The following is a 24077-nucleotide window of genomic DNA, read 5'->3' as shown; positions in this document are numbered from 1 at the left end:
TCGCCTGTCAAAATAATGACATTAAGTTTAATTAAAACAGAGTGTTGTAAAGTATTTGCGGTTTGAATTGCCTAGTGGCAGGTGATAGTAACTAAAACGTTAGAATTAACAGTGATGTGAGTTGTGTTTTTATTTTGTTAATATAAAGAAAGGGTTTTTTGAATTTCACGGCTTTGTTTCCCAATTCGAATGACGGCACAAAAACCACTTAATTGTTTAGATATCACTCGATGTAAGCGCTTTTAACTCTACCAATCTCCGTAAGTTTATTCAGCGCCTTGATCATCGGCATCATCATTTTTTCCACCGATTTAGCAAACAAAGCCACTACTTACATAATTTGCTGCCTAAATTTGTAGAGCTTAAGGTCACCGAGTCTACGGCGTTGAGTGATGTGGAATTTATGAAACGGGTGCTGTTGCAGTTAAGGAACATTGGCGTTGCGATTGCTATCGATGATTTTGGCACCGGTTATTCATCCTTAGGTGCCCTTCATCAATTGCCCATTCATCGGCTGAAAATCGATAAATCCTTCGTTGAAAAGATTGAGACCAATACCGATGATGTTGTGATTGTGCAGATGATGATTGAGTTGACTAAGCAGCTAAAACTCGACGTTATTGCTGGGGTGTAGAGAATGAGCAGCAAAAGATCAAACTTGCCAACGTGGGCAGCCAGCAAGGGCAGGGCTACTTGTTTGCCCGTCCTATGGCAGACAGCCAACTAAGGGAATGGCTCCATAGGACTCGATGTTTGGCCGATAACGCACCTGACTAAATACAATCCTATTGATGTTACCACGTGTTGGATTAAAGGCCTAAAAAACGATTTTACCTGCAAACGTAAAAGCCAGCTTACTTGCTGGCTTTTTAATGAGTGTGAAACGCGATTAATCGTTATGGCGTTTACCGGAGCGTTTCAGTTTTTCCGCTTCTAATTTTGCTGCTTTTTCCGCCGCCTTTTCAGCAAGAATTCGCTCAACTTCGGCCTTTTCTACTTCGGCCATCGCTGGGGTTTCTAAGGATAATAAGCCGATTCTTCCTGCGCGGTAGTCGTGTAATAACACTTCTGAGGCTTTGTGCAAATCAATGCGGCCACCTGGGCGAAGGGCGCCACGTTTACGGCCGATTTCTTCTAGCAGGGTAATATCATCGCTAGGTAATTCATTGATGTTGTAGCGCTCGCAAATCTCTTTTGGGTAAGCCTTGAGGAAATAACCTGCGGCGAACAGGGCCACGTCTTCATATTCCATCGCCGTGTCTTTAATGGCGCCTGTGATGGCTAAGCGATAGCTACTGGCTTCGTTATCAACCTTCGGCCATAAAATCCCTGGGGTGTCGGAGAGCACAATGCCGTTACGCAGGTTGATGCGCTGCTGACTTTTGGTTACGGCGGGTTCGTTACCGGTTTTAGCGATAACACGGCCCGCTAGAGTATTAATGATGGTTGATTTCCCTACGTTGGGAATGCCCATGATCATAGTGCGAATGTCCTTTTCTACCTTATCGCGACTCGGTACCAGTTTACGGCACAGATCCGGCAGCATTTTTAGCATGCCCGGTTGCAACGTCGTGATTGCAGAGGCCTTAACACCTTGCTCGCGCTCGAGGTATTCAATCCATTGGGCGGTGATTTCAGGATCGGCTAAGTCAGATTTATTCAACAACTTAATACAAGGTTTGTCGCCACGTAGCTTAGACACCATCGGGTTTTCACTACTGTAGGGAATACGCGCATCGAGCACCTCGATAACGAGATCGACCTGAGGCATGGCCTCTTCGATCTCTTTGCGTGCCTTGTGCATATGCCCTGGATACCATTGAATTGCCATGATAGCGCCTTGTCCTGAATCACTAAAAAGAGGGTTATTCTACCTCGATGATAGCGAATGTCATAAAAAAAGCGCCTTAAGGCGCTTTAATCACTGTATTTTGATGGATTTTTAGGCGAGATGCCTTAAAGCACACCCAGCTCACGCAATCTTTCCGTCAGGTAACTTTCGGCGGTGTAACGTTCAGACAGCACCACTGGTGGATTAGCGTGCAGGAATAACGGCAGTGAAATTCGAGATTTGGTTTTATCCGTTCCTTCTGGGTTAATCACTCGATGGGAGGTCGATGGGAAATAACCGCCCGATGCTTCCTGAAGCATATCGCCGATATTAATGATGATATTGCCAAAATCGCTAGGCACATCAATCCACGAACCATCCTTTGCCTTAACCTGTAAACCTGGTTCATTGGCCGCAGGTAGAATGGTGATAAGGTTAATGTCTTCGTGGGCCGCGGCGCGGATAGCCCCCATTTCTTCATTACCCGTCATTGGCGGATAGTGCAAAATGCGCAGCAGGGTTTTTTGGCTTTGGGCAATCATATCTGGCAATGGCATCGAGAACTTAGCCTTAACCTCAGCGGGGGAGTGCGCTTCAATCCAACCTAAAAGTTCAGTTGCTAGGTCATTAGCATTTTTATAGTAAGCAAGAATATTGGCACGTAAAGAATCTGGGATGCGGCCCCAAGGATAAACGTGGTAGTACTCTTTAATGTCCTTAACCGTATGGCCCTTGGCCTTTTCAGAAATCGACGCAGGGAAGAAACCATCGTGGGTTTCACGGTTAAACAGGAACGCGTTTTTTTCTTCTGAGTTAAAAAATGCTTGCCATTCTTCGTAAATGGTCTCGACCAGCGCTTTATCAATAGGGTGGTTTGATAACACTCCAAAGCCGGTTTCACGTAGGGATTCAACAAAGTGTTTTGCGCTGTCAGGGGCGCGGTAATCAATGGTTTCTAATTTCATCGCGTTTCTACTTGTTATGCATCGTTGTAACGCCAACACCGTGCTTGTCAAAATGAAGGTAAAAGGTCATTGCCGTTTATCTCATCATCTTATTGATGTTTTAGCCCTAGTTGCTTAAGCATCAGACAGCAGGAATTGGGTAGTGATTTGACCCGATGCAAGTTTAGCCTTGAGCTGTATGACGTGCAAACATTCGGGTTATTGTTGCCGAAGTAATTGCTGTTTTTTCCTTCACTTATGAAAGACTCCTCTGGCTAGGCCGGATATTATTCACTAAAGTCGCTACTATGCTTGCAAATAGACATTTAACCTTGATGGGGTTCCGTGTTGTAAAGCGGCTGCTATCGAGGGTAAAACGGCGAAATTTTTACATAGAAAGGGCGGTCTTTAGCCCCAGATAGGCATCTGGAAACAAACTGCCTAGCACAAAACAGTCAATGGGATAACAAGATGAAAAAACTGACAGATTTTGAACGCTATGTGATTGAAGAAAAGGGCACAGAACGCCCCTTTAGCGGCGAGTATTACAATCACACCGCGAAAGGGGTTTATTTCTGTAAAAAGTGTGATGCCCCCCTATATCGTTCGGAGGATAAATTTAATGCCCACTGCGGTTGGCCTGCCTTTGATGATGAAATTGAGGGCGCCGTGAGTCGTCATATTGATGCCGATGGCCGCAGGGTCGAAATTGTTTGTAGTCGTTGTGGTGGCCACTTAGGTCATGTGTTCGAGGGTGAGTACTTAACCGAGAAAAACATCCGCCACTGCGTGAATTCAGTGTCGTTAACCTTTAAGAGCTTGGATGAACATTATCAACCTGTCACGACTGGGCTTGCGACCTTTGGCGCGGGTTGTTTTTGGTGTGTTGAGGCGGTATTTAAAAGCTTAAAAGGAGTGAATAAAGTCACCTCGGGTTATGCGGGAGGCGATGCTAAGGATGCGGATTATCGCTCCGTCTGTTCTGGGCGCACAGGCCACGCTGAGGTTGTGCAAATTGAGTTTGACCCAGAGGTGATAAGTTTTACGACACTTTTGCAGGTGCTGTTTGAAAGCCATGACCCCACAACGTTAAATCGTCAGGGAAATGATAAGGGGCCGCAGTATCGCTCAGTGGTGTTTGCCCACGATGCTGAGCAGGTAGAGCAGACCAATAAGATGATTGAAACACTCAATCAAGCGCGGGTATTTGACGCTCCAATTGTCACCCAAGTGGTTGCCTTCGAATCCTTTTATCCTGCAGAGGCATACCATAACGACTATTTTGCCCTGAACGGTGAACAGCCCTATTGCCAAATTGTGGTGAGACCAAAGGTCGAGAAGATCCGCGCCTTGTTCGCAGAACTACAAAAGTAGGCACAGTTAAAGTGAGTGTGGAGAAACATCGAGCCGACATTTGTTCGATGTTTCGAGTTTCAGCACAAAGGGTCTTATATTGCTGAGCTTCTGCCTCGTCTTTTGTTCAACATTTCGCTTAGTATCTCATTGGCCCAATGCTTTGTTTTCGACTATTTGATGGTATTATTTGGTCCATTTACCCACGGTCACCGTTCGGCCTTTAATTGGCTAGCTTTTTCGGGGTGACCCTATGCTTGGTTTTATTATGACAACACTTCAAGACACCACTTGTATTCTTGCCCTCGACACTTGTACCGAAGCCTGCTCTGCAGCGCTGTTATACCAAGGTAAAGTCTTCTCAGAATCTGCCGATGCGCCACGCGAACATAGTCAGCGTCTGCTGCCCATGGTTGACTCGGTCATGAAGCAAGCCAATGTTGGCTTAGATAAATTAGATGCCATAGCCTATGGCCGCGGCCCTGGAAGTTTTACCGGTATTCGTATTTGCACTAGCATGACTCAAGGCCTAGCGCTTGGGTTAGATTTACCTGTTATTGGTATTTCCACTTTGGCAGCAATGGCGCAAATGGCCATCGATGAACATCAAGCAGAACAAGTGCTTTGTAGCATTGATGCGAGAATGGATGAGGTTTATTGGGGGCAGTTTATTGCCATTAAGGGGATTGCGACCCTTGTGGGGAAAGAAGTGGTGAGTGCACCAAGCTTAGTTACCCTCGAGCTTGATACCGCTAAACCTATCGTGGGTTGTGGCACAGGCTTTGACGCCTATCCTGAGTTGTTAACCTTGGGTGAAGGTGTAAACCGTTTGGCCGAGGTGAATTTCCCCGACGCGAAAGCCATGCTAAAACTGGCTCAAGTGGGGATTATGGCGGGGCTTGCGACCACAGTTGATGAGCTTGAGCCGGTGTATTTACGCGATACTGTTACCTGGAAAAAGTTACCGGGCCGTGAATAATTTGTTCACAGATGCTGGCGTTGAGTTAGAATCAAATGAGGTCGTAAACCGTATACTAGGTTAAATTGCAAAAAAGTTTACGGTCTCATTTAACGAATTGCGCCAACACTATTAAGTGTTCTAGATTTGAATAACTTAACTACAAAGGCTCATTCAACTCCTAGGATATGGACATAAAGGCATCTCGATGCAGGTGAATATTCAACAAACTAGTTTAACTCAGGCGGTTGCAAGCAATCGTCCGAATGCTATTCAAGGTTTGGGATCTACATCTGCGACCCAAGCTGTTGCTGGTCAAGGGATTGGGGAAGCGTATCGAGAGAAATCTAATCAAGTCATTGAGCTTGTTGAGGAACCCTCCGCCAATCTAAAAGATCGCCTAGGTGCCCATTTAGAGTACGAGCAACAAACCCAAGCCAATCAAGGGGCTATCGCCCGTTATCTGCAAACCCAGCATGCCGCTAAACGCGAGGAAATTCAGCAGATGGTGGGCGTGGACCTCTATGCCTGATCGTCATTTGCTGGCCGCAAATTCAACAGCGTTGAATTCCTCCGTATCGGGCCTCCCTAGCCGTGGCCTGTTTATCATTGAATTTGTACTTGCGGTTCTACTCACTCGTATTCCTTACCTCAGCTTACCTTTCAAGTGGCTTGAAAGTTATTTTCACGAACTCTCCCATGCCATTGCTACAGTATTGAGTGGTGGCATCGTCAGTCATATTCAGTTATTTCCCAATGGCGCGGGTTTTTGCTTTAGTCAGGGTGGGGCACCCTTATTCATTGGATTTGCGGGTTACTTTGGTGCGGCCTGCTGGGGATATTTAATCTACCTATTAGCGACTTGGCCTAAGGGAATTCGGATTAGCTTTGCTTTTCTTGGGGGGCTGGTGGTGCTGAGCGCACTGTTTTGGGGGCGTGACTTACTGACATTGGCGATTCTGGCCATGCTGACCATAGTGCTGTTGCTCCCTTTAAAATTAAGTCAAAACAAAATATTGACTCAATTTCTACGCATCATTGGTTTAATGATCATGCTTAATGCTTTAACGAGTCCCACTGCGCTTTTGGGGGCTGATCAGCAGGGCGATGGTTACTTATTATCCCAGCAATCATGGATCCCAGCTTGGGTTTGGGTGGGCATTTGGCTGCTATCGAGTGCATGCGCCTTACTACTGGCTTGGCGGCGAATTGATTCTGCCGCAGCGCAATTATCCTCAAGTATTAAGTAGTCAATTTCCCCATCATTCATTATAACGGTTGCCAACTTACCCAATATCACGCTGTTGGTAATAGTTGGTTTTTTCAACCTAGACTGCTAAGTTAAGCCATCGATATACAAGGAGAATTAAAATGAAAAAAGTCACATTAGTTGCAGGTATGCTGCTCGCTTCACTTTGTTCTGGAGTGAGTTTTGCTGATGATGCGCTCAATAGCGCCATCAAAAGTGATTTTCGCCAAGCAAAAAATGTCAGTCGAGATACTTACCGTCATCCCGCAGAAACCTTGAGCTTTTTCGGAATTAATCCTAAGCAAACTGTGGTCGAGCTTTGGCCTGGAAATGGTTGGTACACTGAAATCCTAGCCCCCTATTTGTCAGCCCAGGGGCAATATATTGCCGCGAGTTTTGAAACTTCCCCAGCAACTGATACCCCAGGCAATAAATATCGCGCCAATGCCGGTACTAAGTTTGAAACTTGGATGACTGCAAATGCAGCAACCTTTGGCAAAGCCAAGGTGATTACCCTTGATCCCCCAAATAAACTTGCACTGGGTGACGATGGCAGTGCCGATCTCGTGCTGACCTTCCGTAACCTGCACAACTGGGCGAATAGCGATCAACTCGAAAATGTCTTTACTGCATCTTATAAGGTGCTGAAAGATGGCGGGGTATTTGGGGTTGTCGAACATCGCGCTAATAAGGGTATGAACCTAAGCAGTGGTTATATGGAGCAGGATGAGATCATCGCCTTAGCGCAAAAAGTGGGTTTCACCCTAGAAGCCACCTCTGAAGTTAATGCCAATCCAAAGGATACAAAGGATTATGCCAAAGGGGTGTGGACCTTACCGCCATCCTTTGCCATGGGTGACACAGACAAGGAAAAATACCAAGCCATTGGTGAGAGTGATCGCATGACGCTCAAATTTGTCAAAAAGTCCCGCTAATCACCTGACAATAGAGGCAATATGTGGCAATCTTTCGCCCCCAAAAATCAAGTCGAATTGGTGTTACCCCATATCAAGTTAAGTGGCCGAATTTGGGGGACGAAGGATAAACCGCTGCTGCTTGCGCTGCATGGCTGGTTAGACAATGCCAACAGTTTTGAGCCATTAGCCGAGCACCTTACGGAATATCAACTGCTGGCGATTGATTGGCCCGGCCATGGTTTTTCGCAGCATAGACCCGGTCATTACCCGCTGCATTGGGTGGATTATCTTTACGATTTAGATGCGCTGTTGGCAATATTGCCACAGCGCCCCGTGGCGATTATTGGACATTCCTTAGGAGGCATTATTGCTTCGGCTTATACGGCGACCTTTCCTGAAAAGGTTAATCGCCTAATTTTGATTGAAGCATTAAGTCCGCTGTTTGAGGCTCCTGAACAGGCTAAATCACGCCTTCGGAAAAGTTTTTATCAACACGGTAAACAGTTAACGGCGCAAAGGCCAAGTAAAGGCTACGAGACTATCGAAACCGCTGTGCGTGCTAGAGCCCATTTAACGGGCATGGGTGAGAATTGGTGCCGCTTATTGCTTGAGCGCAATCTGCAAACCAGCGAGCAGGGGATACGTTGGCGTAGCGACCCAAGGTTAAAACTCGATTCGCCGATGCGGCTCACCTTTACGCAGGTGGATGCCTTAATGCAGGATGTCGCTGTCGAGACTTTACTGATTTGTGGTAAGCAAGGATTTAGTCAGTTACGCACGGCCTTACCAAAGGCGCGTAACTGGTTCCATCACCTTGTCGAGCATATTATTGAAGGCGATCACCATGTGCATATGGACAACGCCGAGGGTGTGGCTCAGCTCATTAGAAAATTTGTAGAGCAATTGCACTAAGTACGATAAATCTCGCTAGGATTTTTGTTTTATTTATGTGATGATGCTCAAAATTAAAACGCTTGTATGAGTCATATAAGCTATCAATAACAATAAAATGTAAGTCGGTATTTAACCCAGTATTTTTGGGTTCTACGGTAAAATGGATACCGTTTCCGCAGTTGTGGGTTTTAGGAGAACGTTGTGGATCAGCCTTGGATTAATCAATTACCTAAAGATGTGCCTGCTGAGATAAATTTGGAGCAATTTTCATCCCTCGTCGAAATGTTTGAAACGGCGGTGGCCAAATATGCGGATCAACCTGCTTTTATCAACATGGGCGCCACGCTTACCTATCGTAAATTAGAAGAGCGTAGCCGTGCCTTTGCGGCCTATTTACAAAACGAATTAAAATTGCAAAAGGGTGACCGTGTCGCCTTAATGATGCCTAACTTGCTGCAATATCCCATTGCACTTTTCGGTGTCCTTCGTGCGGGCATGGTCGTGGTTAACGTCAACCCGCTTTATACCCCGCGCGAACTCAAACACCAGCTGATTGACTCGGGTGCTAAGGCGATTGTGGTGGTCTCTAACTTTGCTCGCACCCTTGAAGAAGTCGTTGAACAAACACCAGTTGAAAGTGTGATTATCACCCGTCTTGGGGATCAACTTAGTGCACCTAAACGTACCTTAGTCAACTTCGTTGTGAAGTACATTAAAAAGCTGGTGCCGAAATACGATTTACCCCAAGCCTTATCGATGCGAGAGACGTTATCCCGTGGGCGTCGTATGCAGTATGTTAAACCCGCTATTCTTCAAGATGATTTGGCGTTTCTGCAATATACAGGCGGTACAACAGGGGTGTCTAAAGGCGCGATGCTTAGCCATGGTAACGTGGTCGCAAACGTGCTGCAGGCAAGTGGCGCCTATTCACCGGCCCTTCGCGATGGTAATGAATTGGTGGTGACGGCGCTACCGCTTTATCACATTTTTGCGTTGACAGTGAACTGCTTACTGTTTTTACATAAGGGCAGCCAAAACCTGCTTATTACCAACCCGCGTGATATTCCGGGCTTTGTGGCCGAACTGAAAAAGTATCCTTTTACGGCGCTGACTGGGGTAAATACCCTGTTCAATGCGCTCGTCAATAGTGCCGATTTTGCACAGTTGAATTTTTCCGGTCTAAAGCTGGCGATTGGCGGCGGTATGGCAGTTCAACGCGCAGTCGCCGATAAATGGCAGAGTATCACTAAGACAAAGTTACTCGAAGGTTACGGCTTAACCGAAGCTTCGCCACTGTTAACTTGCTGCCCCTATAACCTCGATGGTTACAATGGCTCAATTGGTTTACCTGCGCCCTCGACCCTGATCCAAATCCGTGACGATCAGGGTAATGTGTTACCCCAAGGTGAAACTGGTGAGCTATTTGGTAAAGGGCCACAGATCATGAAGGGTTACTGGCAGCGTCCTGAGGAAACCGCCAAGGTCATTGATAAGGATGGTTGGTTAGCCACTGGTGATATAGGGTATATGGATGAAAAAGGTTTCTTCTATATTGTGGACCGTAAGAAAGACATGATTTTAGTTTCCGGCTTTAACGTATTCCCGAACGAAGTCGAAGAAGTCGTTGCCCTGCATCCTAAGGTGCTTGAGGTTGCAGCGGTTGGTGTGCCAAATGAGGCCAGTGGTGAACTCGTTAAAGTTTTTGTGGTGGCTAAAGATAAATCCTTAACAGAAGAAGATGTGATAACACATTGCCGTGCGCATTTAACGGGATATAAAGTACCTAAACTGGTAGAATTTAGGGATGAGTTACCTAAATCGAACGTGGGTAAAATCCTGCGCAGAGAACTTCGAGACGAAGTGAAACGCGCATAAGATTGAAGCCGGCAACGCGCCGGCTTTTGTTTTTTGTGATAGTGATCGCCCGACAGGAACTGGAGAAGAATTTGTCAGTGTTTCAATATGTGAGTGACGAAGCGAGCCTCAATGCCCTTGTTGCCCAATATCAACAGAGTCAACTGCTGGTATTAGATACCGAGTTTGTTCGCACCCGTACCTACTACGCCAAGTTAGGTCTGATCCAAGCCTATGATGGTAAGACCTTAGCGTTAATCGATCCGGTTGCTGTCCCGAATTTAGCGTCGTTTTGGGCTCTACTTACCAATCCGAATATCATTAAGCTAGTGCATTCCTGCAGTGAAGATTTAGAGGTCTTCGCCCACTACGGCAATTGTCAGCCAACACCTTTATTTGATAGCCAAATAGCAGCCTCTATCTGTGGTATGGGACACGGTGTTGGCTATGCAAAATTAGTTGAAACCTGTTTGGGCGAAGTCATCGATAAGGGCGAATCTCGCACCGACTGGATGCGTCGTCCACTGACCGATGCACAGCTAAACTATGCGGCAAACGATGTACTCTATCTTTACCAATTGTATCCTCAGCTCGAAACTAAGTTAGTTGAGCAAAACAGATTAAATTGGCTCTATGAAGAAGGCGAGCGGATGACAGTGGGGCGTCTTGAAACCCCTGATCTTGATACTGCTTACTTAAGAGTGAAAAACGCCTTTCAACTCACCGAAGTGCAGTTAGCGTACCTTAAGGTACTTGCCAAATGGCGGCTCGAAAAAGCCCTTGCTCGGGACTTAGCGTTAGGTTTTGTGATTAAGGATCATGGTCTTATCGCACTTGCCAAGAAGCAACCCAAAAGCATGGGCGAATTGTTAAAGCTTAATGATTTGACCGAGCAGGAAAAACGCATCCATGGGAAGGATATTTTAAAGGTGATGCAGGGCGCCGATCTGGTTAATTTACCCGAGGTGGTCGATGTCATCGCATTAAAACCTGGCTATAAGTCTGCCTTTAAAGCCATCAAAACCTGTTTAACTGAGATTTGCGAGCAGCATACTGTGCCGATGGAAATGCTGGGTTCTAAGCGTCATATCCATGAATATTTGCAGTGGCGTTGGAATAAAGGGCAGGGGGAATTACCGACAGTGCTGACAGGCTGGCGGGCGCAGTTAGCGGGCGAGGCGCTAGCGCAATTGGAACTTTAACTTAGCAGTCTTAGCTAATACAAAATGAGCGTCATTTCAAAGGAAATGACGCTGCAGGCCTCGACAATCTTCCCAAGGAGCTCGAATTAGCGGTCAGGTAAGGTGACGTTGAGTTCGAGTACCGACAGATTGTCGTCATTCTGATCTAACTGTACAGACACCTGATCATCAGAAATCTGCACATACTTACGAATAACGGCGATGATTTCTTGCTTCATCATCGGGAAATAGTCAGGTGTGTCGCGCTGACCACGTTGATGGGCCACAATAATTTGTAGGCGCTCTTTTGCCATTACCGCTGTGCTTGGCTTTTTCTTGCTTCTGAAATAGTCGAGTAAAGACATAATTAGCTACCAAATATTCGTTGTAAGAAACCTTTCTTCTCTTCCGTGATGAAACGCACTGGTACTTCTTTACCCAGTAACCGCGCCACAGTATCACTGTAGGCAGCACCAGCATCACTCTCTTCATCGATAATCACAGGAACACCTGAGTTTGACGCCTTGAGCACCGATTGAGACTCAGGGATAACTCCCAATAATTCAATGGCTAAGATCTCTTGCACATCATCAACACTTAACATTTCGCCCGATTTCACCCGACTCGGTGAGTAACGAGTGAGCAGTAAATATTCTTTGATGGGTTCTAAATTTTGTTCTGCGCGGCGTGAGCGGCTTTGTAACATCCCCAGAATGCGGTCAGAGTCACGGACCGAACTGACCTCAGGGTTAGTCGTTACAATGGCTATATCGGCAAAATACAGTGCCATCATTGCGCCTTGCTCAATCCCTGCTGGTGAGTCACATAGAATGTAATCAAAATCTTTGCCTAATTCTTCGAGTACGCGTCCCACACCTTCTTTAGTGAGTGCATCTTTGTCGCGGGTTTGAGAGGCGGGCAACACGAATAATTTATCGCAGCGTTTATCTTTGATCAGTGCTTGGTTCAGGTTGGCTTCACCGTTGATCACATTGACAAAGTCGTACACTACGCGGCGTTCACAGCCCATGATTAAATCTAAGTTACGCAAACCTATATCGAAATCGATAACAACAGTTTTATGCCCTTGCATTGCGAGTCCAGTTGCAATGGCCGCGCTCGATGTGGTTTTACCAACACCGCCTTTACCTGAAGTGACAACAATAATTTGTGCCATGTTTATCTCTATCCTTTTTTCCGCCATTAGAGGGGCAATGATTCAACGATGAGTGACTCGCCATTGAGGCGAATGCAGCCGCTTTTCGCTGAGCTATGTTGTTGTAGATTTTCCGTAAGCCAATATTGTCCCGCGATTGACACGAGTTCGGCCTCAAGGGAATGGGCGACGATGACGGCGGTGGTATCTCCCGCAGCGCCAGCCATGGCTTTTCCCCGTAATGCGCCATAAATATGAATGCTACCATCGGCAATGACTTCTGCGCCATTACCAACAGCACCAAATATGATTAAATCGCCATTTTTAGCGTACACCTGCTGGCCAGAGCGAATATTTTGTTTAAGTACCTTAGTTTGCCGAGGAACTGGCGCTGGTGCGGGGGCGACAATTTGAGCAGTTGCAATGCTTTGCTTACCCGATTTAACAATGGCAAGGCCGAGGTTTTTAGCTTCTTCGGTTAATTCGCTATTTGCACCTGTGACGCCGACAATAATCAGTTGGCGCGACTGCAATAATTCTTTGAGTCCGTGTAAATTAAATTGAGGTTCAGTGATGGCGCTTAAATTAATGACTAATGGCGCGCCCAGAAAAAATTGTGGAGCTTGAGCGAGTTTATTGTCTAATTCGGTTATCACAGCATCAATATCGCTGCTATTAATATGAAGCACTGAAAGAGTAAAAGAAGCGCCTTTTAATTCTAAACTCGGTTTTGACATCCCAGAATAATTCTCCAGCAATCATCAGTCGGTACGCTGATTTTTACAATTAATTACTAGTTGTCCATGTTATAGTGTGCACCATTGACTGGCAAGTTTGAACTATTGGATATTGAGACTCTTATGCTATGTGCCGTATATAAAAGTAGCCGTAAGGCAGATACCTATTTATTTGTGAACAAACGAGACTGCTTTGATGATGTGCCAGAGGCGCTGATGCAGGTTTTTGGCGTACCGCAATTAGTGATGGTATTTCCGATCGCTAAAAGGGAATCCTTGGGCATTGCCGATATTGTAAAGGTCAGAGCGGCATTAGAAGACCAAGGCTACTATTTACAAATTCCGCCGCCGCAGGTTAACTTATTGTCTGAGCACAAACAAAGTCTTGGGATTAAAGACTAGCGAAATTAAACATAACAACGGACAGTTAGATGTTAAAGACAATCAAAAAACGCTTTCATGCGTTAACCCTCACCGTGTTGCCTTTACTTAGTCTTACGGCTCAAGGGCAAGAGATTAGCTTTGACGATTATCTGCTTCAGTTAAAACGCGATGCCCAAGCCCAGGGCATCAGTCAACAGACCCTCGATGCGACTATCCCGCAAATTAAACGCTTTCGTAAAGCGAATGCGAGCCAAGACACTGCTACCTCCCAAACCCTAGAAACCTATCTGCCTCAAGTCATTCCCGATTGGAAAGTCGATACCGCGCGGGTACTGTTTAAGGAAAACGAACAGCTGCTCAACCGAATTGCCGATAAATATCAGGTTCAGCCCCGCTTTATTGTCGCGCTTTGGGGCTTGGTATCTAACTTTGGTGAATCATCCGGTAATTATCCAGTCCTGTCTGTCACGGCTTCTCAGGCCTATAATGGTGAGAATGAGGCCCTGTATCGCAAGGAATTTTTAGCGGCAATGACTATCTTGGACAAACAGCAAGCTAAATTTGACGATCTCAAAAGTAATGGGGATGGTGCCATGGGGCAAACCCAATTGAGTCCGAGCGATTTTATTGCCTACGCCCAAGACGGTGATGGTGATGGTCGAATCGATATCTGGCATAGCACTGCCGATGCTTTCGCTTCGGCGGCTAATCTACTCAAGCAACAGGGCTGGAATGGCGAGGATACTTGGGGGCGCCAAGTACAAGTTCCCGCAAAAATTGATATTAGATTGGTAGGCTTGGATAAGCCGCAATCCCTCGCAAAATGGCAGAAACTTGGTGTCAGGCGATTTGATAATACGGATTTGCCCAATCGTGACGATATTAAGGCATCGCTTATCATGCCCGACGGTGTGAAAGGACGAAAATACCTGGTTTATAGTAACTATCGTGCATTGATGCATTGGCAAGCATCGGATTATTTTGGGATCTCCTTAGTGCATTTTTCCGAGAGAATTAAAAACAACTCATAAATTCGTGTAAAATGGCCCGCAACAGCGGGCTTTTTATTAGGTAATTGGGTAAAGAAATGGCGTTTTGGCAGACTAAGGCACTTGCAGACATGACAAGCACGGAGTGGGAATCACTCTGTGATGGCTGTGGTAAGTGTTGTTTAAATAAATTAATTGATGATGAAACCGAAGAGCTTTATTACACCAATGCTGCCTGTAAACTGCTAGATCACAATACTGCCAGTTGTAAGCACTACGACGATCGTTTCACCCATGTGCCGCAATGCACCGTCATCACTCCTGAGAATGTTAATGAGCTGACCTGGTTACCGGATAGCTGTGCCTATCGGCGACTCGCCTCAGGGCGTGAATTACCGAGCTGGCATCCGCTGTTAACTGGCTCTAAGGATGCTATGCACTTAACGGGGATGTCGATTCAGGGTAAGGTGGTGGATGAACGCCGTATCAAAGATATTGAAGATCATATTGTGCTTTGGCCACTAAAGGATATGGATTAATTCCGCTAGGCGGTAATTGATAATCAAAATATAAGTGCATGTCACAATGTAATAAAAAGGGAGCGACTTAAAAATAGCGCTCCCTTTTTATTGGCTTAACGTCTGAGAATAGGATTTATCGCACGATAGTGACTTTTTCGATAATGATTGGCTCGCGAGGAACATCATCGTGGCCTGCAACACGGGTGGTTTTGACCTTTTCAATGTCGAGCACAATATCGAGACCTTCAGTCACCTTGCCAAAAACCGCATAACCCCAGCCTTGATTGGTGGTGGCTGTGTGATCCAGAAAATCATTATTGGCGGTATTGATAAAAAACTGCGCGGTTGCAGAATGTGGCGCATCGGTGCGAGCCATGGCAATGGTACCAAAGCTGTTCGACAGTCCCTTGTTGGCTTCATTTACGATAGGAGCGTGGGTCGGCTTTTCTTTCATCTTGGCAGTAAAGCCACCACCTTGGATCATAAAACCTTTGATCACGCGGTGAAAAATCGTGTGCTCGTAAAAGCCTTCTTCGCAATAACGGATAAAGTTTTTCGCGGTGACTGGGGCACGCTCCATATCCAGTTCGATATGAATGTCCCCTAAATTGGTGGTAAAAATAATCATAATCTTCTTATCTCTTCGCTTTTAAGCGTATTTATTTATCGTTTCGACCACTTAGCCATGGATTAAAAGGCTGCTCTGATTTTGAGTCAGCGGATGGCTTGGCTTTTTCGGCAGCCTTAGGCTGCGTTTTTTGAATGGTATGGCTAGTTGGTGTACCGCTCTGTTGCCATGGGCTTGTTTGCGCCGTGTCATTGTTAGCAGAATTGTGCTTGGCCTTATCTTTGACCGGCGGCTTGGATTTCGCACTACGGTGTTTTTTAGCCTGACTGACTTCAAAGGTGCCAGGCTTCGCACTTTGATAGGCGGCTTGCTCATTCGCTTGGACACGTTTTGGCGGTTTATTTTTGGGCACAAAGTCGAGTATCGAAATGGGAACGGCTTTTTTAGGCTCAAAACCTGCGATATCACGGCGCTCAATAATGTGCCCAAGGCGGCGCTCGATGGCACAGAGATTTTTAAAATCATCTTTGGACACAAAGGAGATGGCTTCACCTTGATTGCCTGCGCGGCCAGTACGACCGATGCGATGGATATAGTCATCGGCTTCATCGGGTAAATCGTAGTTCACTACGCGAGAGAGAGAGTCGATATCAATCCCCCGTGATGCCACCCCCGTCGCAATCAAGAACGGGAATTTCCCTGCCTTAAAATCAACCAACAGTTGCTCGCGAATAGCTTGACTACGGCCGCTATGGAAGGCTTCGGCAACGATACCGCGTTTTTCTAATTGGCTTACAAGCTTGGCCGCGCCGTGTTTGGTCTGAATAAAAATCAGCGCCTGGTTCCATGACTGTTCATTTATTAAATGACTTAACAGTGCAGACTTTTTGTCCTTATCGACCGTGGTAAGCCACTGCTCGATTTTAGGGGCTGTTTGGCTGTTTTTACTGACATCAATCTCTATTGCATCGGTAATGGTGGTACGGGCAAGAGCGCGTACTTGCTTAGACAGCGTCGCCGAAAATAGTAAATTTTGGCGATCTTCAGGCAATTTCTCGATGATGCTGTTGATGTCCTCGATAAAGCCCATATCGAGCATGCGGTCGGCTTCATCGAGAACGAGCACCGAGACTTCATCGAAACGAATCGCGCGTTGGGTATACATATCCAGTAGGCGACCTGGGGTGGCAACTAACAGATCAACACCTTCAATCAAACGGCGTTTTTGTGGCGCACTGTCGACACCGCCGTACATCGCCATGCCCGTTAACGGTAAGTGCTTTGCATATTGATTGATATTTGCTTCAACCTGTAATGCAAGCTCTCGGGTCGGTGTGAGGATAATAGCGCGAACTCGCTTTGGGCGAATTTTTGGGGATTCGGCGAACCGTTCCAGCAGTGGCAGCACGAAACTCGCTGTTTTACCTGTACCGGTTTGGGCGGCGGCGAGGACGTTTTTACCCGAAAGGATGACCGGAATGGCTTTAGTTTGTATTGCCGTAGGCTTGGAATAACCAAGTTCAGTGACAGCTTTAACAATCGCGCTGTTTAATCCAAGTTGGGAGAATGGCATTGGGGATCTCAATAAAGGTTTATTGGCGAACGGTTTATGGTATTCACCGTTAAGCAGGAGGCTATTATAGCAGTAGGCTTGGGGAAATAGGGGATTATCTTTCATCTGTCGAGGCAGGCTTAACTCGCTTTTTGACATGACAAATTTGTAACTGTCGATGTATTCCTAGCTATCACAGCTGCAATTCCCGAGGCAATGTGATTATATTAAGCCACTTTAATTTATGATGTTGATTTAGTTCGTTGTATTAGCATCTTGTTTTTCAACTTTGAGTTGTGGGCCTGCTTGGATATCAAGTGATTACGCCCTTAATTTGCATTTGTTACCCTTCAGAACGATAAAAAGGATAAAAGAATGAAAAAAACCACACTTTCATTGGCGATGGTATTGTCGCTCGCCGGCCTTGCGGGTTGTCAAAGCCAAAGCACCACAGCGCCAACGCAAGCCAGCCAAGTGCAAGTTGCCTCATTTGGTCAGTTTAGCAGTGCCTTTATCGATGCCCTATGGGAGTTATCGCCAACGTGGGCACTTTACAGTGGCAAACATGTGAATGATGGTTTTTTAGAAATTCCCGATGAAGCGAGCCGTGCGAAAACCTTAGCCTTTGTTGAGGCGCAAAAGGCAAAATTAGCGCAGTTTGATACTAAGTCATTAAGCTCAAATGAACTGATTGATTATCATCTGATTGAGAATTTACTCGGCAGCATGGCTTGGGAAATCACTACCTTTAAATCGTGGCAATGGGATCCTTCAAGTTACAACATCGCTGGCGGATTTGCGCAAATCATCAATGAAAATTTTGCCCCGCTCGATGACAGATTGCGTTCTGTTTTGGCGCGTATGGAAAACATTCCTGCTTACTATGCTGCCGCTCGCAGCAATATTCAAAATCCCACCCTTGAGCACTCTGAGTTAGCTGTTTTACAAAACCAAGGGGCATTCTCTGTATTTTCAGAAGATCTCCTCAAACAAGTGGCGGACTCGGGTTTATCTACGGATGAAAAAGCCCTATTTAAAACCCGTTTCGATGCCGCAACGGCCGCAATTAATGAGCAGATCAGTTGGTTAAATAATCTAGTGACCGGTCTTAAAAAAGACGGCGCTCGCAGTTTCCGAATCGGTGAGGCCTTATACGAGCAAAAATTTGCCTTCGATATTCAAGCGGGCATGACGGCGAAACAACTCTATCAAAAGGCGATGGCCGATAAAGAAAGGGTACAGGGCGAAATGGCTAAGATCACTGATAAGCTGTGGCCTAAATACTTCACTACTGTCAAACCTAGCGATAATAAAATCGCAATTCGTCAGTTGATTGATAAATTATCGACCCAGCATGTGAAGCGTGATGATTTTGTGAGCGAAGTGCGTAAACAAATTCCTGAGCTGATTGATTTCGTCAATCAAAAACAATTAGTCATGCTAGATCCTAAAAAACCGTTAGTGGTTCGTGAAACCCCTGAATATATGCGTGGCTATGCCGGCGCTTCTATCAGTGCGCCTGGCCCGTACGAAAAAGAAGGTAATACCTATTATAACGTCACGCCACTCGATGGTATGAGTGATGAGTCGGCTGAAAGTTATCTGCGTGAATACAATCATTGGATTCTACAGATCTTAAATATTCATGAAGCAATTCCTGGCCATTACACCCAATTGGTGTATTCAAACCAATCACCGAGTCTCGTGAAGAGTTTATTTGGTAATGGCGCCATGATCGAAGGTTGGGCGGTTTATACCGAGCGTATGATGCTTGAAGAAGGTTATGGTAATTTCGAGCCAGAAATGTGGCTGATGTACTATAAGTGGAACCTGCGCGTTATCTGTAACACCATTTTGGATTACAGCATCCATGTTAACGGCATGACGGAGGCGCAGGCCATTGCGCTAATGAAGGATGAAGCCTTCCAGCAAACGGCTGAAGCAGAAGGTAAATGGCGCCGTGCAACCCTAAGCCAAGTCCAACTCGCGAGCTATTATTCCGGTTACCGTGAAATTTATGATTTCCGTGAAGAGTATAAACAACTCAAGGGCAATGAGTTTGATTTAAAAACCTTCCATGAGAAGTTTTTAAGTTACGGTAGTGCACCGGTTAAATATGTTCGTCAATTGATGTTAGAAAAGTAAAACGAAAGATGGAAATAAGGCGCTAACACAGCGCCTTATTTTTTACCGAATGTAGGTTAGATATTTGATTTTGAGATAAATACACTTAGTCAAGTATTCGTCATTATATTGGCAGAACGGAATAAGACCAAGGGTGAATTCAAAATTAAAATAACCCAATAGTAGGAGAACATACCTATCGGTTATTTAGATTTTGGCAGCTTCGCCATAATCGCAACCACTTCTTCGTAGGAGAGATTAAGCTCTCTTGAAAGATTAATGATTTTAGTTTTATAGGTTTGAATACTTTCCTGTTGTGCGAGCTGATGCTTCTTCTCTTCAACAAGTTCATTTACGGTCTCCTGCAATACCTGCAAGCGGCGTAAACTGTAATCTAGGGATTTGAGATATTTTCCCATTTGTTGCTTATTTCGAGCTTGCTCCAAATCCATTGAAGCTTTTTTGTCATATCCATATTCATCTAACGCAGCGATAGCGCTACTTAAATCGAGATCTGTTGTCATTAACTGCTCGCTTAAATACAAAAATTTAATAAGCTGAAAGAAATTTTATTGGCCATGAAGGGAATCGCGGCGAATTACAAAGGGAAATTATAATCGTTAAATCAATACACACCAAGTCATACTTGTGTAAAAAATATTAAAGGTCATTCAATTCCTATTAAGCTTGTTCACCGAGATAATATTCAGTAGTCTAAATTTTTATAGAAAAGGAGATTCAAATGCTTGATCTACTGCCTGATTTATTCGACCAATTTCCAGCTGAAATGACATATCTTCCTCTCGCATTTAAATCCTATGGTGGCAAGCCCTTATTTTGGGGTGAAGTGGTGACAGTCAAATGCTTTGAAGATAACTCTAAGGTCAAAGAGATACTTTCACAACCCGGTAAAGGAAAAGTATTAGTCGTCGATGGGGGAGGCTCTAATCGTCGGGCGTTGTTAGGTGATTTAATCGCCCAAAGCGCGGTCGACAATGGCTGGCAGGGCGTTGTGATAAATGGTTATGTTAGGGATGCCGCCAAAATAGCAACCTTTGATCTTGGTGTATTTGCCCTAGGCGCGATGCCGATTAAAACGGAAAAATTAAATCAAGGACAGATAAATGTGACCGTTGAAATTGCCAATGTGTTGATTAAGCCAGGTATGACACTCTACGCCGATAAAAATGGCGTGGCATTGAGCGGGGAGTTGCTAGATTTAACGCAAATCAACTAGGGTTAGAGTTACCATTTTAGTTGCGATTGATAAGGATGTTTGTATGAAATTCATTAAGTGGCTTCTTGGCATTGTGGTGATATTGGTATTGGCCGTCACCTTATATCTCACGGTATTTTTCGACCCTAATGATTTTAAACCCGCAATTGTTGATGCGGTTAAAAAGCAAACTGGCCGTGAGCTAGTCATTGCAGATGACTTAACTTGGACTTTTTTTCCGACCGTTGGGATTAATTTAGGCGGTGTCACCTTTTCAAATCCCGAAGGGTTTGAGCCCAAATCCATGCTTGAAGTCAATCAAGCCGTTGCGGAAGTGGAGTTAATGCCATTAATAAGTAAGCAAATCCAAGTGGCATTATTGAGTTTGGATGGCGCGAAATTCAATCTTGTCAGTCGTAAAAATGGTAGCTCGAGTTTCGATGGGCTTTCAGGCAATGGCTCAAAGCAGGCTGATAAGACAACGACTCAAGCCAATGCCCAATTGGCGAGCCTCGATGTGGGCGGCGTTTCAATTCTTAACACCGAAATTAATCTGATTGATGAAACTCAGGGACAAACACAAACCTTAACCCTTAAAAAATTAACCTTAGGCAGGTTTTCCCTCGACCAATTTGCGGACTTGGAATATGAACTCACCGCATCACTAACGGATATGAAACTGGCAAGCAAAGGTAGTGGGCAAATTAAACTGAGCAACGACTTTAGTCAGTTACAGCTAGAAAAGTTTTCGACTCAATCGCAAGTTGAAGGTGAGGGGATCCCCAACAATACACTTGAAGCTAAGTTAGATTTAAGCGCTGCACTCGATCTCAACAAACAGCAGTTGTCGGCGCAAATTAGTCAGCTTAGTGCGGCGAATATCAATGCAACGGGGAGCGCTTCAGTTAATTTCGGCGCTAAAATCCCACAAATAAAAGGTGAGCTTGATGTTGGCGATGTCGATTTAGATGCGCTTTTACCTCAATCTCCATCCGAGCAGACCGCTGCAGATAGTGAAAAAGCAAGTGTCATGAGCGAACCTGATTTAACGGCTCTCAAGACGCTAGATCTGAGTGTTAAATTGAAGGTTAAATCGGTCAAAGTCCTCAATATTGCGACCCAAAATTGGGCTGTCGAACTGGGAATTCAAAATGGCATGGTTAACCTCAAGCAGCTAAAAGCCGAACTGTATCAAGGCAGTGTATTGGCAAATGCTCAGCTCGATGCTCGTCATCCCGTCGCCAGTTATCAGTTTGATAAGAAGATCAGTGGCATTCAAATTCGCCCATTGCTAATGGATTCGGCCGATGTGGACATACTCGCAGGTGCTGCCAATATCGAAGTGAAGGGCAGTGGTAACAGCCTTATCCCCGAACAATTAAAGAAAAACCTGCTCGCTACGGGCAAGTTTGATATCACTGATGGTGCTCTTTATGGGGTGAATATTCCGCAGATGATCCGTGGTGCCCAGGCAAAATTAAAGGGTGACCTGTCTGAAGATAAAAAAGCCGAGAAGAAAACTGACTTCTCGAGTTTAACAGGGACCTTCTCCATCGAAAATGGTATCGCGACTAACCCTGATTTGGCCATGTCCTCACCATTGTTGCGGGTGGCAGGTAAGGGGAGCGCGAACCTCATGACTGAAGCTCTGGATTATCGTTTAACAACCAGTTTAGTGGATTCCTTTAAAGGCCAGGGAGGCAGTAGTAAAGATACGTTGACGTCTATCGATATCCCTTTGCTCATTACCGGTACTTTCGAAAAACCTGAATATAAGCTCGATACAGAAGCACTTTTCAATAATCAGTTAAAGGATGAGACCAATAAGGCTAAGGATAAACTGAAGGATTCACTACTGAAAAAACTTGGTGGTTTTTAATCATGTAGTTGCGCTAACGCGGACATGAATTAAAAAGGCAGCATCTGTGATGCTGCCTTTTGTTATTAAACGTTAGCTTTTACGTATTAAAGCGATTAAGCATTAAGATTACTTTCGTCAACAACCAGTTTTAACACTTGGCCTGGTTGAATAAATTGCGAGGCAGAAAGACTATTCCACTCGAGTAACTCCGCCACGGTGACGTTGAATTTATTGGCGATGCGTGCAAGTGAATCACCCGATTTCACTTTGTAACTCACAGTACGGATTTTATCCGATACTGTTTGTTCATTCGGTGCAACTATCGTCAATTGCTGACCTAAACGTAAGTTACTGCCCTTTAATTGGTTCCAAGCCATCAATTGCTTAACGGTGACTTGGTGCATCTGGGCTATTTCAGACAGGGTATCGCCAGATTTCACGTTGTATGTCAGCTTGCTACCTGAAGATGAACTGCGGGCTTTCTTCGGTAATGTTTGACTGCTCGACATGGCATATAGCTGCTTATCCTCAGCTGATACCGGAATAATCAGATGTCGACCCGCAACAATTTTATTGTTTTTCATGCCGTTAGCAGCACGAATCGCATTAATTGAGGTGTGATGTTTCTTCGCGATAGCACCGATACTGTCACCGGATTTGATGGTATATCTTAGCCAGCTGACACGCGCATCAGTTTCGGTTTCGGCTAACGCTTTTTTAAATTCCTCTGACTTATCGATAGGCAACACTAAGGTATGCGGCCCCATCGGCGAAGTCGCCCAGTGGTTGTAACCAGGGTTGAGTTTTTTCAAATCGTTAGTGGTCATATTGGCAAGCCCGGCTGCCATCGCTAAGTCGATTTGGCTGTCGATATCGACCACTTCAATGGTCGGACTGTTATCGATAGGGGCGAGACTAATGCCATACTCATCCGCATTTTTAATGACTTCAGCAAGAGCAAGTAACTGTGGCACATAGCGTTCAGTTTCTTTAGGTAAGTCAAGCGACCAAAAATCGGTTTTCTTACCTTTTTGCTCATTGCTCTTAATGGCATTAAGAATACGAGATTCACCTGAATTGTAGGCCGCAATGGCATAGAGCCAATTGTTGTTGGTCTTTTCGTACAGGTATTCGAGCATATCCAGTGCTGCGATAGTCGACGCTGGCACATCACGGCGACCGTCGTACCACCAATTCATTTCTAGGCCAAAATGGTTTGCCATCGGTGTAGTGAATTGCCAAAGGCCAGAGGCTGCACTGGCTGAAGATGCACTTGGATCAAATGCACTCTCAATAATTGGCAGCAAGGCAATTTCAATTGGCAGATGGCGCTTTTCTAACTCTTCCACGATCAAGTACATATAAGGTGCCGCACGCTCCGAAATCACTTCGAGGTGTTTTGGATTCTTAATGTACCAATCACGGTAATGATCGATCAGTTTCTGATCAGGGATAGGCAGTTGCATTCCCTGACGAATTCTTTCCCACACATCGGTTATTTGCGCCGATTCGGGTTCGGTTGCGAGATAATACTGTGGGACGGTATTTTCGGTTTTGACTGTTTCAGCTTCTTGCTGGTTGACCATTGGGGGTTCAAACGTTTGACAACCCGCGAGCAAGGCAAATCCCCCTGCTACAACATAAAGTGATACTCTCATGAAAAACGATAGTCCTCTGTTAGTGCCCTAGCTATACTGAAATCTCATCAATAACCTAGTAAGGTTTTGATTTTAATTGAGATTAAGCTAATGCATCGCGCAAAGTATTCACGCAAAAACACGCCATTCT

The 24077-nt window shown here is 45.3% G+C and carries 24 protein-coding genes; 15 read left to right on the top strand and 9 right to left on the bottom strand.

Annotated elements, in window-relative coordinates; genetic code table 11:
• Window positions 1–220: 220 nt before the first annotated feature.
• Window positions 221–634, top strand: coding sequence for an EAL domain-containing protein (locus tag K0H61_RS10055; RefSeq protein ID WP_220052622.1), 414 nt, complete (start codon window positions 221–223; stop codon window positions 632–634).
• A gap of 255 nt (window positions 635–889) precedes the next feature.
• Here the strand turns inward: K0H61_RS10055 and ylqF are convergent, their stop codons facing one another.
• Both ylqF and K0H61_RS10045 read right to left on the bottom strand, forming a co-directional pair.
• Window positions 890–1831 (bottom strand): ribosome biogenesis GTPase YlqF, encoded by a 942-nt coding sequence (gene ylqF, locus K0H61_RS10050; RefSeq protein ID WP_220049049.1) that lies wholly within the window; start codon window positions 1829–1831, stop codon window positions 890–892.
• Between the two features lie 125 nt (window positions 1832–1956).
• Window positions 1957–2796, bottom strand: a complete 840-nt coding sequence (locus tag K0H61_RS10045; RefSeq protein WP_220049047.1) for a 2OG-Fe(II) oxygenase family protein — start codon at window positions 2794–2796, stop codon at window positions 1957–1959.
• Window positions 2797–3246: 450 nt separating this feature from the next.
• On the opposite strand from K0H61_RS10045, the gene K0H61_RS10040 reads away from it, so the two are divergent.
• The 8 genes from K0H61_RS10040 (at window position 3247) to rnd (ending at window position 11202) form a co-directional block, all read left to right on the top strand.
• Window positions 3247–4149 carry a bifunctional methionine sulfoxide reductase B/A protein gene (locus K0H61_RS10040; RefSeq protein WP_220049045.1) on the top strand — a complete coding sequence of 301 codons (903 nt, stop codon included), beginning with the start codon at window positions 3247–3249 and terminating at the stop codon, window positions 4147–4149.
• A gap of 247 nt (window positions 4150–4396) precedes the next feature.
• The gene (gene tsaB / locus K0H61_RS10035; protein WP_220049043.1) at window positions 4397–5107 is read left to right on the top strand and encodes a tRNA (adenosine(37)-N6)-threonylcarbamoyltransferase complex dimerization subunit type 1 TsaB; all 711 of its coding nucleotides are present in this window, start codon (window positions 4397–4399) and stop codon (window positions 5105–5107) included.
• Window positions 5108–5294: 187 nt separating this feature from the next.
• Complete coding sequence (locus tag K0H61_RS10030) at window positions 5295–5618, top strand: hypothetical protein (protein ID WP_220049042.1); 324 nt, start codon at window positions 5295–5297, stop codon at window positions 5616–5618.
• Window positions 5611–6336 (top strand): M50 family metallopeptidase, encoded by a 726-nt coding sequence (locus K0H61_RS10025; protein WP_220049041.1) that lies wholly within the window; start codon window positions 5611–5613, stop codon window positions 6334–6336. The genes K0H61_RS10030 and K0H61_RS10025 overlap by 8 nt, the downstream gene beginning before the upstream one ends.
• Window positions 6337–6457: 121 nt before the next feature.
• Entirely contained in the window at window positions 6458–7270 is an 813-nt protein-coding gene (locus K0H61_RS10020; RefSeq protein ID WP_220049039.1) for a class I SAM-dependent methyltransferase, read from the top strand.
• Window positions 7271–7291: 21 nt separating this feature from the next.
• Window positions 7292–8164: an alpha/beta fold hydrolase gene (locus K0H61_RS10015; protein WP_220049038.1), complete on the top strand. Its 873-nt coding sequence runs from the start codon at window positions 7292–7294 to the stop codon at window positions 8162–8164.
• A gap of 183 nt (window positions 8165–8347) precedes the next feature.
• On the top strand, window positions 8348–10021 hold the full coding sequence (fadD, locus tag K0H61_RS10010; RefSeq protein WP_220049036.1) for a long-chain-fatty-acid--CoA ligase FadD: 1674 nt from the start codon (window positions 8348–8350) through the stop codon (window positions 10019–10021).
• A 71-nt stretch (window positions 10022–10092) separates the two neighbouring features.
• Window positions 10093–11202 carry a ribonuclease D gene (gene rnd, locus K0H61_RS10005; protein WP_220049034.1) on the top strand — a complete coding sequence of 370 codons (1110 nt, stop codon included), beginning with the start codon at window positions 10093–10095 and terminating at the stop codon, window positions 11200–11202.
• A gap of 86 nt (window positions 11203–11288) precedes the next feature.
• Here rnd and minE read toward each other — a convergent pair whose 3' ends face one another.
• The 3 genes from minE to minC are packed head-to-tail and all read right to left on the bottom strand — an operon-like array spanning window position 11289 to window position 13074.
• Complete coding sequence (gene minE / locus K0H61_RS10000; protein ID WP_220049033.1) at window positions 11289–11546, bottom strand: cell division topological specificity factor MinE; 258 nt, start codon at window positions 11544–11546, stop codon at window positions 11289–11291.
• Window positions 11547–11548: 2 nt separating this feature from the next.
• The gene (minD, locus tag K0H61_RS09995) at window positions 11549–12358 is read right to left on the bottom strand and encodes a septum site-determining protein MinD (RefSeq protein ID WP_220049031.1); all 810 of its coding nucleotides are present in this window, start codon (window positions 12356–12358) and stop codon (window positions 11549–11551) included.
• 26 nt (window positions 12359–12384) lie between these two features.
• A complete protein-coding gene (gene minC / locus K0H61_RS09990) occupies window positions 12385–13074 on the bottom strand; it encodes a septum site-determining protein MinC (protein WP_220049030.1) in 690 nt (229 codons plus the stop codon).
• Between the two features lie 123 nt (window positions 13075–13197).
• Between minC and K0H61_RS09985 the strand changes: the two genes are divergently transcribed.
• Genes K0H61_RS09985 through K0H61_RS09975 form a run of 3 tightly spaced genes read left to right on the top strand, consistent with a single transcriptional unit; the run spans window position 13198 to window position 14986 of the window.
• The gene (locus tag K0H61_RS09985; protein ID WP_220049028.1) at window positions 13198–13476 is read left to right on the top strand and encodes a YcgL domain-containing protein; all 279 of its coding nucleotides are present in this window, start codon (window positions 13198–13200) and stop codon (window positions 13474–13476) included.
• Window positions 13477–13505: 29 nt separating this feature from the next.
• Window positions 13506–14489, top strand: a complete 984-nt coding sequence (locus tag K0H61_RS09980) for a lytic murein transglycosylase (RefSeq protein ID WP_220049027.1) — start codon at window positions 13506–13508, stop codon at window positions 14487–14489.
• Between the two features lie 56 nt (window positions 14490–14545).
• A complete protein-coding gene (locus K0H61_RS09975) occupies window positions 14546–14986 on the top strand; it encodes a YcgN family cysteine cluster protein (protein WP_220049025.1) in 441 nt (146 codons plus the stop codon).
• 115 nt (window positions 14987–15101) lie between these two features.
• Here the strand turns inward: K0H61_RS09975 and K0H61_RS09970 are convergent, their stop codons facing one another.
• On the bottom strand, window positions 15102–15596 hold the full coding sequence (locus K0H61_RS09970) for a peptidylprolyl isomerase (RefSeq protein ID WP_220049023.1): 495 nt from the start codon (window positions 15594–15596) through the stop codon (window positions 15102–15104).
• 31 nt (window positions 15597–15627) lie between these two features.
• Window positions 15628–17109, bottom strand: a complete 1482-nt coding sequence (locus tag K0H61_RS09965) for a DEAD/DEAH box helicase (RefSeq protein ID WP_220049022.1) — start codon at window positions 17107–17109, stop codon at window positions 15628–15630.
• 354 nt (window positions 17110–17463) lie between these two features.
• On the opposite strand from K0H61_RS09965, the gene K0H61_RS09960 reads away from it, so the two are divergent.
• Window positions 17464–19233, top strand: a complete 1770-nt coding sequence (locus K0H61_RS09960; protein WP_220049020.1) for a DUF885 domain-containing protein — start codon at window positions 17464–17466, stop codon at window positions 19231–19233.
• A gap of 182 nt (window positions 19234–19415) precedes the next feature.
• Here the strand turns inward: K0H61_RS09960 and K0H61_RS09955 are convergent, their stop codons facing one another.
• Window positions 19416–19736 (bottom strand): hypothetical protein, encoded by a 321-nt coding sequence (locus K0H61_RS09955; RefSeq protein ID WP_220049018.1) that lies wholly within the window; start codon window positions 19734–19736, stop codon window positions 19416–19418.
• A 218-nt stretch (window positions 19737–19954) separates the two neighbouring features.
• Here K0H61_RS09955 and K0H61_RS09950 point away from each other — a divergent pair, with 218 nt between their 5' ends.
• The gene (locus tag K0H61_RS09950; RefSeq protein ID WP_220049016.1) at window positions 19955–20449 is read left to right on the top strand and encodes a putative 4-hydroxy-4-methyl-2-oxoglutarate aldolase; all 495 of its coding nucleotides are present in this window, start codon (window positions 19955–19957) and stop codon (window positions 20447–20449) included.
• 43 nt (window positions 20450–20492) lie between these two features.
• Window positions 20493–22307 (top strand): AsmA family protein, encoded by a 1815-nt coding sequence (locus K0H61_RS09945; protein WP_220049015.1) that lies wholly within the window; start codon window positions 20493–20495, stop codon window positions 22305–22307.
• Between the two features lie 95 nt (window positions 22308–22402).
• Here K0H61_RS09945 and K0H61_RS09940 read toward each other — a convergent pair whose 3' ends face one another.
• The gene (locus tag K0H61_RS09940; protein ID WP_220049013.1) at window positions 22403–23947 is read right to left on the bottom strand and encodes a LysM peptidoglycan-binding domain-containing protein; all 1545 of its coding nucleotides are present in this window, start codon (window positions 23945–23947) and stop codon (window positions 22403–22405) included.
• Window positions 23948–24077: the final 130 nt, after the last annotated feature.

This window comes from Shewanella acanthi, assembly GCF_019457475.1.
Classification (GTDB): Bacteria; Pseudomonadota; Gammaproteobacteria; order Enterobacterales; family Shewanellaceae; genus Shewanella; species Shewanella acanthi.
The sequence above is the reverse complement of the archived record's forward strand: the minus strand, read 5'-3'. Positions and strand labels throughout refer to the sequence as shown.